15 protein-coding genes are annotated in these 16,493 nt (G+C 40.3%); 9 read left to right on the plus strand and 6 right to left on the minus strand.

Going from position 1 to position 16,493, the window contains the following annotated elements; genetic code table 11:
• Positions 1-94: 94 nt before the first annotated feature.
• Genes F777_RS0104620 through F777_RS18140 form a run of 4 tightly spaced genes read right to left on the minus strand, consistent with a single transcriptional unit; the run spans position 95 to position 3,961 of the window.
• Positions 95-391 carry a cell division protein ZapA gene (locus F777_RS0104620; protein ID WP_026751022.1) on the minus strand — a complete coding sequence of 99 codons (297 nt, stop codon included), beginning with the start codon at positions 389-391 and terminating at the stop codon, positions 95-97.
• Positions 392-395: 4 nt separating this feature from the next.
• Positions 396-683, minus strand: a complete 288-nt coding sequence (locus tag F777_RS0104625; protein ID WP_026751023.1) for a hypothetical protein — start codon at positions 681-683, stop codon at positions 396-398.
• A gap of 16 nt (positions 684-699) precedes the next feature.
• Positions 700-3,108: a phenylalanine--tRNA ligase subunit beta gene (gene pheT, locus F777_RS0104630; RefSeq protein WP_026751024.1), complete on the minus strand. Its 2,409-nt coding sequence runs from the start codon at positions 3,106-3,108 to the stop codon at positions 700-702.
• Between the two features lie 49 nt (positions 3,109-3,157).
• On the minus strand, positions 3,158-3,961 hold the full coding sequence (locus F777_RS18140) for a hemerythrin domain-containing protein (RefSeq protein WP_201767569.1): 804 nt from the start codon (positions 3,959-3,961) through the stop codon (positions 3,158-3,160).
• Between the two features lie 336 nt (positions 3,962-4,297).
• Here F777_RS18140 and dnaB point away from each other — a divergent pair, with 336 nt between their 5' ends.
• From dnaB to F777_RS18315, 6 genes are read left to right on the plus strand one after another with little or no spacing between them, the layout of a single operon-like run.
• Positions 4,298-5,854 carry a replicative DNA helicase gene (dnaB, locus tag F777_RS0104640; RefSeq protein WP_026751026.1) on the plus strand — a complete coding sequence of 519 codons (1,557 nt, stop codon included), beginning with the start codon at positions 4,298-4,300 and terminating at the stop codon, positions 5,852-5,854.
• 21 nt (positions 5,855-5,875) lie between these two features.
• Positions 5,876-6,577 (plus strand): RsmE family RNA methyltransferase, encoded by a 702-nt coding sequence (locus F777_RS0104645; RefSeq protein WP_026751027.1) that lies wholly within the window; start codon positions 5,876-5,878, stop codon positions 6,575-6,577.
• Positions 6,578-6,604: 27 nt separating this feature from the next.
• Entirely contained in the window at positions 6,605-8,206 is a 1,602-nt protein-coding gene (locus F777_RS0104650; protein ID WP_051408429.1) for a L,D-transpeptidase family protein, read from the plus strand.
• 10 nt (positions 8,207-8,216) lie between these two features.
• Entirely contained in the window at positions 8,217-9,389 is a 1,173-nt protein-coding gene (locus F777_RS0104655) for a hypothetical protein (RefSeq protein ID WP_026751029.1), read from the plus strand.
• Positions 9,390-9,409: 20 nt separating this feature from the next.
• Positions 9,410-10,564 carry a DNA polymerase III subunit gamma/tau gene (dnaX, locus tag F777_RS18310; protein ID WP_051408430.1) on the plus strand — a complete coding sequence of 385 codons (1,155 nt, stop codon included), beginning with the start codon at positions 9,410-9,412 and terminating at the stop codon, positions 10,562-10,564.
• Positions 10,565-10,593: 29 nt separating this feature from the next.
• A complete protein-coding gene (locus F777_RS18315; protein WP_173399624.1) occupies positions 10,594-11,256 on the plus strand; it encodes a hypothetical protein in 663 nt (220 codons plus the stop codon).
• Here the strand turns inward: F777_RS18315 and F777_RS15720 are convergent.
• A complete protein-coding gene (locus F777_RS15720; protein WP_081720462.1) occupies positions 11,253-11,693 on the minus strand; it encodes a metal-dependent transcriptional regulator in 441 nt (146 codons plus the stop codon). The genes F777_RS18315 and F777_RS15720 overlap by 4 nt on opposite strands.
• 175 nt (positions 11,694-11,868) lie before the next feature.
• Between F777_RS15720 and F777_RS15725 the strand changes: the two genes are divergently transcribed.
• From F777_RS15725 to F777_RS0104685, 3 genes are all read left to right on the plus strand, one after another.
• Positions 11,869-13,914: a TonB-dependent receptor plug domain-containing protein gene (locus F777_RS15725; protein WP_051408431.1), complete on the plus strand. Its 2,046-nt coding sequence runs from the start codon at positions 11,869-11,871 to the stop codon at positions 13,912-13,914.
• Positions 13,915-13,987: 73 nt separating this feature from the next.
• The gene (locus F777_RS15730; RefSeq protein WP_051408432.1) at positions 13,988-14,197 is read left to right on the plus strand and encodes a CDGSH iron-sulfur domain-containing protein; all 210 of its coding nucleotides are present in this window, start codon (positions 13,988-13,990) and stop codon (positions 14,195-14,197) included.
• Positions 14,198-14,224: 27 nt separating this feature from the next.
• A complete protein-coding gene (locus F777_RS0104685) occupies positions 14,225-14,584 on the plus strand; it encodes a CoA-binding protein (protein WP_026751031.1) in 360 nt (119 codons plus the stop codon).
• Between the two features lie 40 nt (positions 14,585-14,624).
• On the opposite strand, the gene F777_RS0104690 is transcribed toward F777_RS0104685, so the two are convergent.
• Entirely contained in the window at positions 14,625-16,472 is a 1,848-nt protein-coding gene (locus F777_RS0104690) for an outer membrane protein assembly factor BamB family protein (protein WP_026751032.1), read from the minus strand.
• Positions 16,473-16,493: the final 21 nt, after the last annotated feature.

Here is a 16,493-nt window from a genome sequence, read left to right on the forward strand (position 1 = left end):
TATTAATGCAATCAAATCTCATTTTAATATAATAAGTAATTGACTTGCTACGAAGATAACAAGAAGATAGGAGATTTTTGAATAGAAAGCTAAATTATCCGTTCTCTTTCAGTGCATTATCAATCGATTGCACCATTTCTTTCACCTGTTTGGCTGTTTCATCTGCCAGTAAGGCCAACTGAGAATGTTCTTTTTGTTCGGTGGTAAACCATAATAAAACCATAGCCAGGTAATCCTGCATGTCTTTCCCTGCAAAACTGGTTCTGAATTCCAGTATTTTTTCATTGATGGTTTGTGCGGTTTTGCGCACCATTTCCTCGTCTTCCGCCTCAATTTTCAGGCGGTAAGTCCGGTCGGCAACAACAATATTTACGGGGATTAATTCTGACATAGTGTTAAGCGTGCAGCAACGCAAGGCATTTATCTATTTCCTTTAGGTAACTGTCTATTTGTTTTTGCAATTTAAGTTTTTCCTGCGGGTCCCAGGTGCCACTGGTGATTCTTGCCGCAGCCAGTTTTTGTTCCAAAGCCGAAAGTGCATGGGTATTGCTCACCTGTAATTGTCTTAACTCGGTCAGCTCTTTTTCCAGGCGTTGATTTTCCAATACCAACTGACGATAGGCTTTCAGTAAAGTCTGCAGCTTTTCCTGTAGTTCGGCAATATGTTGGTTTAGCAAAGACATGGTAGAAAATTAGGCTTTATTTTCTGATTTCTGCATTGATTTCCTTTTCAAAACCCTTGATGAGCTTGTTCATCATGCTGTCAATCTCTGTATCTGTCAGGGTTTTGCTGTCATCTGAGAACACGAAGTTAATGGCCATTGATTTTTTATCGGCACCTAATTTTTCGCTTTCAAATACGTCAAATAGATTCATCTGTTTCAACTTGGAAATCTTTAATCCCTGAACTGTTTTTTCTATTTGTTCGTATCGGATTTGTTTGTTCACAACCAGTGCAAGATCTCTCTGCACCAATGGGAATTTGTTTACCTCTTTGTATACTACCTTGATTTTCTGAATGGCAGAAAGCAGCATATCAAATGGAAGGTCTATAAAGTAGACGGATTGCTTTAAATCGAATTGACTGAGCTTTGCGGATGGTACATTCTGTAATGTGCCCAACTGTTGTTTGTTGGCAAATATTCGCACAATTGCATCAGCTTCTTCCTCAAAGTAAATATTGCTTAAACCACACCATTGTAAGAGTGCGGTAACCAATCCCTTCATTCTGTAAAAGTCAACCGGTACAGCCTGATTTCTCCATCCCTGATCCATATGGTTACCTGTTGCAAATAAGCAGAAGTGTTCCGTTTCTTTAAAGCCTTCTCCGTCTACCGCATAGGTCTTTCCAAATTCGAACATTTGCAGATTGCTGTTTTTACGGTTTACGTTATAGGCAATGGTTTCAAGGCCGCTCTCCAGCATGGAAGGACGCAGTACATCCAGCTCTGCACTTAAGTTATTGATCATTTTAACTGTATGAGCAGATACCTTCTCATCAAAATATTTACTGTTGGTTATAGAGTTGGTCAGAATTTCAGTGAATCCCTTTCCTACCAGGAAGCCAGAGATTTTTTCTTTAAGGTTTTCTTTAATTCCCAGTTTTTCTACAGATGGGCTAATGCTGATCATAGTTGGTATTTCAACATTGTCGAGACCATCAATTCGCAAAATCTCTTCCACTATATCTGCGGGAATGCTGATATCCGGTTTGCTGTATGGCACTTCCACCATTAACTCATCCAGGCTTTCCTTGGCAATCTCAAATCCCAATGCAGTAAGAATTCTTTTTACTTTATCTGCGTGGTAATTTTTACCACTTAGTTTTTTCAGGTAATGATTTTTAATCGTAACCGTTGTTTTTGGCTTTGGATCAGGATATATATCAATCAAATCACAGGAAATAGATCCCCCTGCCACTTCTTTAATTAACAAAGCCGCACGCTTTAGTACGTTAACGGTATTGGATATATCAATTCCTTTTTCGAAACGGGTAGCTGCATCGGTTCTTAAACCATGACGCATAGAAGTCTTGCGGATAGTGGTAGCGTGGAAACAGGCACTTTCAAGGAAAATGGCAGTGGTTTCATTGGTCACACCACTTTTGCTCCCTCCGAAAACACCTGCAATGCACATGCTTTCCGAAGCATTGCAAATCATGAGATCCTCTGCATGTAAACTTCTTTCTTTATCGTCCAGGGTTATGAATTTTGTACCCGTTGGTTGGTTTTTAACGATGATTTCATTTCCGGTAACTGCTTTCAGGTCAAATGCATGCAGCGGTTGTCCGGTTTCGTGTAATATATAATTTGTAACGTCTACGATATTATTAATACTTCTTACACCAATAGCAGTCAATTTATTCACCAGCCATTCAGGGGATGGTGCAACCCTGACTCCCGTGATGGTAATGCCTGCATAGCGAAGACAATCTTCGGTGTTTTCAATGCTTACTTTTACAGGAGCATCCTGATTATCTGCCTTGAACCCATTACTGTAAGGTTGTTTAACACGGGTCTCTTTCTGGTGATGGGTTAAATAAGCGGCCACATCTCTGGCAACGCCCAAATGGCTCATAGCGTCCATTCGGTTGGGGGTTAAACCAATTTCGAATATATAGTCACTATAAGGCTTAAAGTATTCAGCGGCAGGAGTGCCGGGAACGCATTCTTCTGGTAAAACCATAATCCCGTCATGACTGTAACCCAGTCCCAGTTCATCTTCCGCACAAATCATTCCCTGGCTTTCTTCCCCTCTTATTTTGGCAGCTTTCATGGTCATTGGCTCACCGTTCATGGGATAGATGGTAGCACCAATGGTTGCTACGGCCACTTTCTGACCAGCCGCCACATTCGATGCCCCGCATACTACTTTTAAAGGAGTATCTGTACCAATATTGATGGTAGTTAATTTCAGCTTGTCAGCATTGGGATGTTGCTCACAGGTTAAAACTTCTCCAATAACAACCCCTTGCAATCCCCCTTTCACTTTTTCGTAGCGTTCAAGGCTTTCTACTTCTAAACCAATGGAAGTTAATATTTTAGATAATTGAGCAGGTTCTATTGCTTCTGGTAAATATTCGCAAAGCCAGTTATAACTGATGGTCATGGTATCAACGATAATTAAAACGCGAAATTAAGGTATTCAGCGTTACCCCTCAGGTCCAAAATAGATCCTTGTTATTTTCAACAAAAGGCTTGCTATTATGGTGTTGATTCATTTGTTCTACCTGTTCTTCCGTTGCAGCTTCCTGAATTTGATTAAAAAGGACTCTTTCTTCAAATCTTATATGACTGTCTAAGTCAAGCATAATTTGTTTCAGCGACTTTTCCAGTTCGTTCTCTTCTTTAAACAGGTTTCTCAGTGTCTGGTGCTCCTCCATTGCTTTTATAATTAATGGATGTTGCATGCCCAATATGGGAAAGATGTATTCTTCTTCTATTTGAAAATGAATTGAGAGGTAAGCGTCATAAAACCAATTTGCATAAGATTTTATTCTTTCAAACGGGATTTTTTTGGATAACCCACTCTTTATTTTCCAGCAAAGCAGTAATCCCTGATGGTGTTCACGGCTTATTTCTTTCAAGTATTCAGCTCTTTTGATGGGTTGAACCAGTGCCACGCTTTTCTTTAGTTTTTCTGCAATTCTTGAAGTAGTTGAATCCGCATAAATGCCATAGGCATTCAGTAATACTCCTTTGATTGCATGCTTGGAAGAAGCAATGGCATACAAAATCATTTCGTCTGCAGGATCTGTTTCACCTTCGAACCTGTAAACTTCTGTAATTTCAAATTCATCGGGCGATAACTGAGTCATGGTGTTATTGCATATTAAACAATGCTGTTCTTCATGAATATTGAAATCATGGGTATAGCCCCGTTTGGCAAGGTCATTGATGGCTTCGCTTACCGTATCATAGGAATAGGATTGTTTCATTTTAAATGGTGCTGGTGATTCCATTAAAGTTAGAATAAGTTTTACCCAAATGCAATTGGTACTTAGTTCATTTGATTGAAATTGACCTGATTTCCGCCAAATTTCTTTGTTAACGGGGTTCTGTTAATTTCTTCAAATAAACGAGGAAAACTTTTGAAAATGGGGGATAACCATAGTAATTTGTGTGAATAGCCCTGGTTAAGCTGTGGATAAGCTGAGGATACGCTGTGGAATAAAGAGAAGCGGAAAAAATTTTTAACAGATAGCGCTTAGCCATATATTCGCTCCCCCTTCTTACTTAGTTAACCATTCGTTAACATAGAAGGAAGCATTGGATTGATTAAAGTTTAAGAAAGTATCATGGAGATTACCGGTTTAAATAAAGACAGAAAAAGGAGAAAGCCCGCTATTGATTTAAGTACCATGGTGTATGGTAAAGTGCCGCCTCAGGCAAAGGAACTGGAAGAAGCCATTCTGGGGGCATTGATGCTGGAAAAAAGTGCGTTCGACACCGTTTCGGAAATTATTAAACCGGAATGTTTTTATGTAGATGCACACCAGTACATTTTTCTTGCCATGCAAAGCCTGCAGCAAAAATCGGTTCCGATTGATATTCTGACAGTGGTTGAAGAATTGAAAATGCAGGGCAAGCTGGATTTGGTAGGGGGGCCTTATTATGTTACCAAACTAACCAACTCTGTGGTATCAACCGCAAATATTGATGCCCACGCCAGAATTGTTTTACAGAAATTCATTCAGCGAGAGCTAATCAAAATCAGTGGCGAAATTATCGGAGATGCCTATGAAGAAGGAACGGATGTTTTTGATTTGCTTGATGAGTCTGAAACCAAAATGTTCAATATCACCAACAATTATTTAAAGAAAAACTTTGAAGACATTGGAGGGGTATTAATTGAAGCCATTACCCGTATTGATGAACTCAGAACCAAGACTGATGAAATTTCAGGCGTGCCCAGTGGATTCACTTCTCTGGACAGAATTACTTATGGATGGCAACCCACCGATTTAATCATCTTGGCTGCACGTCCTTCCGTGGGTAAAACTGCATTTGCCCTGAACCTTGCCCGTAACGCAGCCTTGCATCCAACAAAGCCAATTGGTGTTGGATTCTTTTCACTGGAAATGAGTGCTGCACAATTGGTTCAGCGTATTCTAAGTGCTGAAAGTGAAATTAAAATGGAGAAAATCAGCAGGGGTAAACTGGAGGATCATGAATACCAGCAATTACATAGCAAGGGCATAAAGAAATTAGAGAACGCACCTTTGTATATTGACGATACCGCAGCCCTGAATATTTTTGAATTCAGAGCCAAAGCCCGAAGAATGGTTAATAAACATCAGGTAGGTATTATCATTATAGACTATCTGCAGTTAATGAGTGGAAGTAACGATAAAGGCGGTAACAGAGAACAGGAAATCAGCAGTATTTCCAGAAACTTGAAATCACTGGCTAAAGAATTGAGGGTTCCTATTATTGCCTTAAGCCAGTTGAGTCGTGCAGTTGAGACTCGTAAAGAAAGTAAAATGCCACAGTTGAGTGACCTTCGTGAATCGGGTGCTATTGAACAGGATGCGGACATGGTAATGTTTATTTATCGTCCGGAGTATTATGAAAATATGACCAATGAAATGGGGGAATCTACTAATGGTGAAACCCATATCCGAATAGCCAAACACAGAAACGGTTCACTGGAAACCATTAAGCTGAGAGCTAAATTGGAAATTCAGAAATTTGAAGAAATGGATGCAGAACCTGGCCCTGGTAACTGGAAGCCCATTCAGCCCGGATCTATGAGTCAGGGTAATGGTGAGACCGCCTTTTTTATTCAAAAGGGAAGTAAAATGAATCAATCCAGTGATTTTGATGAAGGGTTTGATGATGGTGCTCCTTTTTAATGATTTCTTCTGATAATTTTTATGGACATTCCTTTTTTTTACGAAGCCGATTTGCCTGTAACTCCCGGACTATTTACACTATCGGAAGAGTCCAGTAAGCATTGCAGTGTGGTTTTGCGTATGCAACCTGGTGAATCCATCTCTTTAACAAATGGACTTGGTTTGTCCTGTATCGGCAAACTGGTTTCTGCGGATAAAAAAAAGACGGTTGTTCAGTTGTTTGATCATAAACAGGAGAGCAGAACTAATCCACAAAATAGTATTGCTATATCTTTTGTTAAGAATGCGGCCCGAATGGAGTGGTTTCTGGAAAAAGCAACAGAAATCGGGATTGACGCATTTTACCCCCTGATTGCAGAAAGAACGGAAAGAACACATTTTAAAAAAGAACGCTGGGAGCATATTCTGGTTTCAGCTATGCTGCAAAGTAAGCAGGTATTCAAGCCTGTTTTACATGAACCTGTTGAATTTAAAATACTGATTCAACAACCTTTAGAGGGTCATCTTTTAATGGCTCACTGTGAAAATGGTCCAAAGCAGCTGATTCAATCAATTGATAAAAGCAAACCAGCTTTATTGTTAATTGGACCAGAAGGTGATTTTTCACCTGCCGAAATTTTAATGGCTGAAAAAGCAGGTGCCACAATGATTAATCTGGGTGTAACACGTTTGAGAACAGAAACTGCAGGAATCGCAGCAGCTGTGCTTTTGCAGCATCGCTAATCTTGTTACATATTGTATCTTAGCAGCATGCGTACGTCTTTTTTTTCATTATTGGGATTACTGATTTTTCTGGGCTTTTCCTGTGGTTGGAACAATGCTTCTGAAAAAGAAATCATCAGAGACAGTTCAATTACCATTACTACTTCTTATAATCCCCTTTTTTTGGATAGCGCAGCCATGCAGTTATTTTTTAAAGAAAATGATTGGGTAAAGCCATTCAGCAAACAAATAACAGACTTTTATACAGATCGCAATTTTGAATTTGCCTGGTTTGATTCTACGGGTTTATCCGAACAGGCACATCACTTTTTCAATTTACAAAACGACTACATAAGTAGATTGTCCGATAGTTCATTATTTAACCAGCAGTTTCAGAATTTATATACTGCATATGCAAATAAAACAGCCAGGCAAATTGTGGCGAATAGAGAGGTGGTGAATACCGAATTGTTGTTCACTGCACAGTTTTTTGTGTATGCTGAGAAAATGTATAAAGGGTCGAATATTCAGCTGGCTGATCTGGGCTGGTATATACCCAGAAAAAAAGTAAATCTTCACGCATTGCTCGATTCTGTGATTGAGAATAAAGCGACGGAGCTGGTTAATTATGCACCAGTAAGTTTGCAATATCCCAGAATGGAAAAATGGTTGTTTCGTTTGGCTGAAATGCAAAAAACTGAACAGCCCGATTCTTTGCCCCGGGTAAAAAAATCGCTCAGAAGCGGAGATTCCAGCACGCTAATTCTTAGAATTAAAAAGCGCTTGCATTTTTTGCAGGGGGATGACATGACTAATAATAATTTTTTCGACACAAGTCTTGTGTTGGCTGTTAAAAAATTTCAGGAAAGACATGGCATAGAAGTAGATGGTATTATTGGCAATAAAGTGATAGAAGACCTGAACGTACCCATCCGGAAAAGAATGGAGCAGTTGCTCATCAATATGGAGAGAGCCAGATGGATGCCATCCATGCAAGACAGTACCTATGTGTTGGTAAACATTCCGGAATTCAGGCTGCGTGTTTTTGAAGAAGGAAAAAATATACTGCAGATGAATGTAATTGTAGGTTCCGAAGCTAACAATACTGTAATATTCAATGGCAATCTTCAGTTTGTGGTATTTAGTCCTTACTGGAATGTGCCAGAGAGTATTGTTAGAAAAGAGCTCCTGCCTGCCATCAGCAGAAACAAAAATTATATTGCCAGGCACAATATGGAAGTTACTGGTTATGTAAAAGGGCTTCCACAAATAAGACAAAAGCCTGGAGCAAACAATGCATTGGGAAGAGTAAAATTTTTATTCCCCAATAACTATAATATTTATTTGCACGATACGCCCAACCGAAATCTTTTTTCACAAACCAACAGGGGATTAAGCCACGGTTGTATTCGGATTGCAGAGCCCAAAAAATTTGCTGAGTTTCTCTTGCGCGATCAACCCAGCTATACCAGCTCGGCCATTGATAGTCTGATGTATCTCGAAAAGGAAAAATGGGTAACCTTGAAAAAGAAAATTCCCGTATTTCTGGTGTATTTTACTTCCTGGGTAGATGCCTCGGGAGAATTGCATTTCAGAAGAGATATCTATAAGCACGATCAGAAGATGGCTATAAAATTATTTCAACCTTAAACTATTCATTATGCAAGTAGCAGAAGTAAAGGATGCACAATTAGCATGGGACTTTCTTGAAGTGAATGCCATGATGAATGCAGGGAATGCCAACTATATCCGTGCTTTAAACAACGAAGTAAATGAAGTATTTGATCCTTCCAAAAACAAAAACTTCAAATGGGGAAAGGCAAAACGCTGGGTTGCTTTTGCAGATAATGGCGAACCTATTGGCAGAATTGCTGCATTCACCAATGAAAAATATATTAATAAGGGAACAGATTTTAAAACCGGTGGCATTGGTTTTTTCGATTGTATCAACGATCAGGCAACAGCAAATGTATTGTTTGACACTGCAAAGCAATGGTTGATTTCTGAAGGAATGGAAGCCATGGATGGCCCCATTAATTTTGGAGACAGAGACAAATGGTGGGGATTAATGGTGGATGGATTTGAACAGGAACCCATGTATGGCATGTCTTATAATCCCTCTTATTACAAGGAATTGTTTGAGGGATATGGGTTTCAGAACTATTACAATCAGTATTATTACTACATGAATGTAGACGATCCGCTTCCAGAGAAATTTCCGGAACGGTATGAAAAGTTCAATGCAAAACCCGGGTATTCGGTTAAACATGTAAAGCTTCGTCATTTAGAAAAATATGCAGAAGATTTTGCAACGGTGTACAATGCAGCCTGGGCACAGCATGGGGAGGCCAAAGAAATCACGAAAGAGCAGGTGGTGAAACTCTTCAAAAAAATGAAACCTATCATGGATGAAAGAGTCGTCTGGTTTGCTTATTACAAAGAGGACCCGATTGCCATGTTCATTAATATTCCTGATCTGAACCAGTATTTCAAACATTTTAATGGAGAGTTCGGACTCCTCCAAAAGCTGCAGTTGTTATGGATGAAATGGAGAGGAACCAATAAGCGATTAACTGGTTTGGCTTTTGGCGTAGTACCCAAATACCAGGCACTGGGAGTAGACAGTTATCTGATTTATGCTGCTGGTCTTCAATTACAGGGAAAAGGGTGGTATCACCAGTACGAAATGGGGTGGGCAGGTGACTGGAACCCTAAAATGGTGAATATTTACAAAAGTTTGGGCGGAAAACAAAGCAGACAGATGGTGACTTTCCGATATATTTTCGATGAAAAATATCCTTTTGAAAGGCATCCTGAGATGGACTATAAATAAGTTATATTGCACCAATTTCTATGGAGAATTTTGTAGTATCAGCCCGTAAATACCGTCCTCAGAACTTTAATACAGTTGTGGGGCAGCAACATATTACCACCACACTAAAGAATGCCATTCGCAATCAGCAACTGGCACATGCTTTTTTGTTTTGTGGTCCAAGAGGAGTGGGTAAAACCACCTGTGCCAGAATCCTGGCCAAGACCATCAACTGTACCAACCCAACAGCTGAGGGCGAAGCTTGTAATACCTGCTCCAGCTGTGTTTCCTTTGATGCGGGTACTTCCATGAATATCCACGAACTGGATGCGGCAAGTAATAACTCGGTAGACGATATCCGGGCCCTGGTAGAACAGGTTCGTTTTGCTCCCCAGGCTGGTAAATACAAAGTATATATTGTGGACGAGGTACATATGTTAAGTTCCAGTGCCTTCAATGCATTTTTGAAAACCCTGGAAGAACCTCCTCCCTTTGCCATTTTTATTTTAGCAACTACGGAAAAGCATAAAATTCTGCCAACTATTTTAAGCCGTTGTCAGATTTTTGATTTTAAAAGAATTACCAACAACGACACAGTAGAACACTTACAGGAAATTGCTACCAAGGAAAATATCAATGCAGAAAAAGCAGCATTGCAGGTAATAGCACAGAAGAGTGAGGGTTGTATGCGTGATTCGTTGAGTATACTGGATAAAATTGTCAGCTTTACCAACGGAACGGTGACCTATCAGAATACACTGGAGCACCTGAATATTTTAGACGAAGATTATTTCTTTCAGTTGTTGGAGTGTATGCAAAAACAGGATATGGCGGGAGCCATGCTGCTGTATGATCAGATCAACCGAAAAGGATTCGAAGGGGATCTGGTATTGAACGGCTTTGCTGAGTTCATCCGAAATCTACTGGTTTGCAAAGACGCTAAGTCTGCCTCTCTACTGGAAGTGGTGGAAGGAATGCAACAAAAATACGAGCAGGTAGCTGCACAAACTTCTTTGAGTTATCTGGTAAGTGCGTTGAACATACTGAACGATACCGAAGTGAATTATAAGATGGCCCGAAATAAAAGATTGCATGTAGAGCTGGCATTGATCAAGCTTAGCTTCTTGCAACAAGCCATTGAATTGACCCAGGACAAATCGGGGGTATCAAAAAAAAACGGGTTGATGGTCCCATAGCTTTCAAGGCAAGACCTATTCAATCATTGGTGCCACCGGTTCCGGCCGGCCCAGCTTCTGCAGCAAATATTTCTACTGCCGTTACACCTTCAACACAACAAACGGGTATGGGCAAACAGGCTCCTGCTGCTAAACTCTATGTTGAACAGCATCCAGCGCAGCCTAACGGAGCTGGTAATAAGCCACAGGCACCGGCACAAGAAGTAGCCCCAGCACCCGGCACTTTAAAATCAGGGCCTAAGAAATCTTTACTGGAAGCCTTAAAGGAAAAAGCGGGAGCTGCTTATCAAATTGAAGAAGTAAAAGAAGCACAACCACTTACTGAAGAAACACTAAGAGCATTCTGGGACTCCTATATCAAACAACTGGAACAGCAGTTGAAACATTCGGCGGTAGGTACTTTCAAGATTGCCAGTTTAGAAATTGACAATGATATTCATTTTACGGTTCGGGTATCAGCAGTTACTGCACAAAAATTTATTGAGTCTGAGAAAATGGTTTTACTGGAACAGTTGCATGCCCGGTTTAACAATCGTGCTATCAATTTTACTATACTTGTAGAAGAAGGAGAAAAGGAAGATGTGCCATTGTACATGCGTTTAAACAGTAAACAAAGATTCGAACGCATTGCAGAACAGTATCCCCTGGTAAAAGAATTAAGGGATCGCCTGAAGTTGGAAATAGATTATTAAGCCTTGGGTGGCCATTCTCCCTTAGCATTGGGGATAGGATCTCCGTGTGGATCAATAGATGGATATTCCAAAAACTGATCCAGTTTGTCAATTAGTTTTTTGCTCTGGATATGTTCCAGCTGTTCTGCCACTTCATGCACTTCATCCCAATTAAAAGCCAGCTTTTCGTGTAGGAAAGTTTCCCAAAGACGGTGTTTTCTTACAATTTCAATGGCTCTTTTTTTGCCCTCTTTGGTTAAGGAAGACTTGCCGTATCGTTCGTATTGAATCAGCTTTTTGTCTTTTAACTTTTTCAGCATATCGTTTACAGAAGCGGGTTTCACTCCCAGATGGGCAGCAATTTCATTGGTGCCAGCTTCTTCCTTTTCTCCAACTTCAATGGTTAGTTTAAAGAGCCCTTTTAAATAATTTTCTTCTGTATACGATAACACTTGCATGGGTTAAAAATACACTAAAATCAAAATAAATATTTGTTAGGCTCGTCTAACATTTATAGTTTTACTCCGAAATTCACCAAATACAATCCAGGCAATGCCTTTTCTGCAAGTAATACAAACAGTGATGCTAAGATGCTTTTGCGCTGCAAATGCTTTGTTTTTGCCACTGCTGACTATGCCTGTTTGTCTTAGTGCACAAGCCGCCGATACTTCCCGTTTATTAAAACCCATGAGCCGTGACCTGGAAGAAGTAGTAGTAACAGGCACCATGAAAGAGGTAAAACGAGTAGAAAGCCCTGTTCCGGTTGAAGTGTACAGTGCAGCATTTCTAAAAAAGAATCCTGCTTTTCATGTATTCGAAGGATTGTTGCATGTAAACGGAGTAAGGCCTCAGAGCAATTGTAATATTTGCAATACGGGGGAAATAAAAATCAATGGATTGCCCGGTGCTTATACCATGGTATTGATTGATGGTATGCCCATTGTAAGTGCGCTTTCAACGGTATACGGATTGTCGGGTATTCCTGCTTCCATGATAGAAAGAATTGAAATTGTAAAAGGCCCAGCTTCTTCTTTGTATGGCAGTGAAGCCATTGGAGGCCTGATCAATATTATTACGAAAAAGGTAAGCGAAAAGCAAAGCGTGGGTATAGATCTTATGACCACTACCTGGGGAGAAACCAATGCTGACCTGGCTTTTACCAATAAAGTAGGAACTAAAGCAAATGTGCTAACCGGGATTAACTACTTTAATTATTCCAACCCGGTTGATCAGAACAATGATGGATTTACGGATCTGAGTTTACAGCAACGCATCAGTATTTTTCAGAAATGGTCCATTCAGCAAAAACAAAATCGCCAATTTAATCTGGCTGCCCGTTATTTATACGAAGACCGATGGGGAGGTCAGATGAACTGGAATAAAAATTACAGAGGTACTGATCTAATTTATGGTGAGAGCATTTATACCAATCGGGTAGAACTGATGGGGAATTATCAGCTTCCGGTGAGAGAAAAAATGAACCTTGCTTTTTCGCTCAATCATCATCACCAGAATAGCATGTATGGAAATACTTTGTACATGGGGAAACAGCAGGTAGCGTTTGCTCAAATTACCTGGGATAAAAAAATAAACAACCACGACTGGTTGTTTGGTGCTGCAACAAGGTATACCTATTATAACGACAATACACCAGGAACATCGGCTCCACATCCCAGTACCTGGGGAACAGAACCACAAAAAGTGGTATTACCTGGTTTGTTTGTACAGGATGAAATTGCGCTAAACGAACAACACAAAATATTGCTGGGTCTTCGTTACGATTATCACTCCACACATGGAAATATTCTAACACCAAGGTTTGCTTACAAGTACACAATTAATCCGCAACAATTCCTTCGATTGAATATGGGGACAGGTTTCAGAGTGGTAAACTTATTTACGGAAGATCATGCAGCATTAACTGGTGCCAGAAAAGTGGAGATTTCGGAAAAGTTGAAGCCAGAGCAATCCTTTAATGTAAACCTGAACTATATCCACAAACTATACGGTAGAAATAATAATGCAACCACATTGGATATTTCTGCCTTTTATACTTATTTCAATAACCGGATTGTGGGTGATTTTGAAACCGATCCCAACAAAATTATTTACACCAACTTGCAAGGACATGCAGTGAGTAAAGGGGTTTCAGTTGGAGCAGACATTGCTTTGTTTAACCGATTAAAATTAAATATAGGTGGAACCTATATGGATGTGGCTTTGTATCAGAATGGGCAAAAAGAACAACAAATCCTAACAGAGCGTTTCTCTGGAACCTGGACATTGTCTTATAAGTTTCCGGCGATTCACCTGGATTTAGATTACACGGGCAATGTATACAGTCCCATGCGTTTGCCTTTGCTGGGACCACTCGATCCCCGACAGCCTTACTCCCCCTGGTATAGCTTACAGAATATTCAATTCAGTTTTCATTACTTTAAAGGAATGGAGCTTTACGGAGGAATCAAAAACCTGCTCAATTTTTTGCCTACCCGATATGTCCCTTTCATGATTGCACGTGCCAATGATCCTTTCGATAAAAATGTACAGTTTCAACCTAATGGTCAGGTTCAGGCTACGCCAGATAACCCCTATGCATTAAGCTTTGATCCAACCTATATGTTTGCTCCCAATCAGGGAATCCGGGGCTTTTTGGGTATTCGTTATACTTTTAAATAATCATTTATCCTCATAAATTGTTTGTTACACCCATGCTTCTTTACATCCGCAAAAGCATTCGTATCTTTGCAGCATGGAACAAGAACAAAAAACAGCTCAAGACGCTATTGATATTATTGTAAAGCCCTTCGGACAAATTGTTGTAACGGCTAAAATGAATATTCACAAACCCGATGGTACGGTGGATGTAAAAGAAAAAGTTTCTTTTTGTGGTTGCGGCTTGTCTAAAAACAAACCCTATTGTGATGCTTCTCACAAAGAGTTGTTGAAAGACAAAGAGTAACTCGTCAAAGGAAGTAAAGTATTTCTAATGAAAAAAACAGTAGTGCTGGGTGCTTCTGATAATCCGGCCCGTTATAGTTATGAAGCGGTTTCGCGTTTGCGAAGATACGGCCATGAAGTTGTAGCGGTGGGAAGGAAAGCGGCTGAAGTAGCTGACGTATCGATAGTTACGGAACCTCCTGCAGAAGATAACGTGGATACAGTTACACTCTATTTGAATCCGGCTGCACAGGAAAGCTTTTACGATTATATTTTGTCTTTACATCCCAAGCGCATCATTTTTAATCCGGGTACGGAAAATGATGCATTGGTTGAACTGGCTAAGCAAAATGGAATTGAACCCATTGAAGCCTGTACACTGGTGATGCTGAGCACGGGTCAGTATTAATCAGAGACGGGTCAGTATTAATCAAAGAGAATTCCAGCGATTAATATTGCAAATCCAGGAACGCAATTTTCCCATCCATCGTGGAAGCGACCAGCTCGTTGGTGTTGCCAAAGTTTACGGTATTCACCATGGAGTTGTCTATTTTATAGCGCCACAATTTTTCTCTGGTATAAGGATCAATAGCGTAAATAATACCATTCTTCGTGCCAAAATATACTTTGCCTTCTTTCTCTACAGGCATAGAGGGAACATGCTCGTAGCCAATGCCAAAATCTTTTTTCCAGGCAAGACTCTGCGGACTTCTTCCGGTTGGGAATACTGCAAAACCATCGGTCATGGTTTTGGTATAAAGCCATTTGCCGTCGGCAGAAATGCCAATGGATTCACGCACGGTAGCTTCTTTGGTTCTCCATAGCGTAGTACCTGTTTGCATATCAATGGCAGATAAATAGCGGTCTGGTGCAACGATGTAAACAATATCATCCTGCACTACAGGAATACAGGATGCCGGTGCAAAATTCCTAACCATGGATCCATTGTTCCATTTCCACGAAAGGGCTCCGCTGAAAGCATCCAATGCATACAGGTGTCTGTCCCAGGATCCGAAAATGATTTTACCATTACTAAATACAGGCGAACTTACCACAGGCCCTTCCAATCCGCTAAAGCTCCATTTCTGTTTTCCTGTAGCCAGGTCCAGACAACGGAAATGATGATCACTACCTCCGATATAAACTTTGTTGTCATAAATCAGCGGGGATCCCAACACAGCAGCATCCGCCTTGAATTGCCAGATGAGTTTTCCGTTTGTGTGATTCAGGCAATAGATGGTTCCGTCACCGGAAGCAACCACTACTTTGTTCTGATGGATGGCAGGGCTTGAATAAACAGAACCCTTGGTTTGGTACTTCCATTTTCTTTTGCCTGAAGTTTTATCAATGGCTTCAATGGTTCCTAAACTGTTGCCCACAATTACCAGTTGTTGTGTGATTGCTGGTGTTGAAATGATATTGGCTTCTGAAGCATATACCCATCTTTGTTTTACAGAAGGAAAACTATCATTCATGGTATAGATGGGTCGCGGATATTTTTTATTGCTGAATTTTTTTTCTGATAGGTCAACACCTGTCCAAGGTTTTTTGGTTTCAATGCCGGGTGTTCTTTCTGCAAAAATCATGGAGTCGGATCTTACTTCTACAATATTGTATCCTCCGTAAGCCGCTTTGGCCCTGAGATTGGAACGACCCACTACGGCCGGAATTTCCTCGTAATCCAGTCTTCTGTTCGTATGCCAGTGACCACTTAATACGGCCAGTGTTCTGTGCTGTTTTAAACGATCTACTGCTTCATACCAGTTGTCTAAATCCTTGTCTAAGGGGTAATGATTTAAAAATACTATGGGTTGTTTGGGATCCAGTTTTTTCAATTCCTTGTCTAACCAGTTCACTGCATCTCTGGGAATATGTCCATCACTCATTCTTACATAAGGTCCGGAAGCGCAACCTAAAAACTGAATACCATTAAAATTGAAACTGAATTTATCGTAGCCAAATATTTTACCGAAACTAACACCGCCGCTTTCACTCCATCCTGTATCATGATTGCCAGCCAGAATATAATAGGGGACTTTTAGTTCAGATAAAATTTCCTTTGCTAATTTAATTTCTTTATCTGTTCCGAGTTCAGTGATATCACCGGTTAATACCACAAAAGCAATTTCCGGCATGCTGTTGATATCGGCCACGGTTCTTCGTAAGTCTTCTTCCGCACTGCCATTGGGAGAACCAATATGCGTATCAGAAATAAAGGCGAATCGAAAGGGAGACCACTGCGCCTGTGTAAGGTTTACAACACAAATGAATAGCAGGAAAAGCAACCGTTTTTTCATGGCGGAAAGTTAGGTATAAAC

This window comes from Sediminibacterium sp. C3, from assembly GCF_000508085.1.
In the GTDB taxonomy this organism is placed as follows: Bacteria; Bacteroidota; Bacteroidia; order Chitinophagales; family Chitinophagaceae; genus Sediminibacterium.

Bases quoted from the DNA above. Each gene is read 5' to 3' on its own strand.
- F777_RS0104620 (WP_026751022.1), bottom strand. From the start codon at position 391: ATGTCAGAATTAATCCCCGTAAATATTGTTGTTGCCGACCGGACTTAC.
- F777_RS0104625 (WP_026751023.1), bottom strand. From the start codon at position 683: ATGTCTTTGCTAAACCAACATATTGCCGAACTACAGGAAAAGCTGCAG.
- pheT (WP_026751024.1), bottom strand. From the start codon at position 3,108: ATGACCATCAGTTATAACTGGCTTTGCGAATATTTACCAGAAGCAATA.
- F777_RS18140 (WP_201767569.1), bottom strand. From the start codon at position 3,961: ATGGAATCACCAGCACCATTTAAAATGAAACAATCCTATTCCTATGAT.
- dnaB (WP_026751026.1), top strand. From the start codon at position 4,298: ATGGAGATTACCGGTTTAAATAAAGACAGAAAAAGGAGAAAGCCCGCT.
- F777_RS0104645 (WP_026751027.1), top strand. From the start codon at position 5,876: ATGGACATTCCTTTTTTTTACGAAGCCGATTTGCCTGTAACTCCCGGA.
- F777_RS0104650 (WP_051408429.1), top strand. From the start codon at position 6,605: ATGCGTACGTCTTTTTTTTCATTATTGGGATTACTGATTTTTCTGGGC.
- F777_RS0104655 (WP_026751029.1), top strand. From the start codon at position 8,217: ATGCAAGTAGCAGAAGTAAAGGATGCACAATTAGCATGGGACTTTCTT.
- dnaX (WP_051408430.1), top strand. From the start codon at position 9,410: ATGGAGAATTTTGTAGTATCAGCCCGTAAATACCGTCCTCAGAACTTT.
- F777_RS15720 (WP_081720462.1), bottom strand. From the start codon at position 11,693: ATGCAAGTGTTATCGTATACAGAAGAAAATTATTTAAAAGGGCTCTTT.
- F777_RS15725 (WP_051408431.1), top strand. From the start codon at position 11,869: ATGCCTGTTTGTCTTAGTGCACAAGCCGCCGATACTTCCCGTTTATTA.
- F777_RS15730 (WP_051408432.1), top strand. From the start codon at position 13,988: ATGGAACAAGAACAAAAAACAGCTCAAGACGCTATTGATATTATTGTA.
- F777_RS0104685 (WP_026751031.1), top strand. From the start codon at position 14,225: ATGAAAAAAACAGTAGTGCTGGGTGCTTCTGATAATCCGGCCCGTTAT.
- F777_RS0104690 (WP_026751032.1), bottom strand. From the start codon at position 16,472: ATGAAAAAACGGTTGCTTTTCCTGCTATTCATTTGTGTTGTAAACCTT.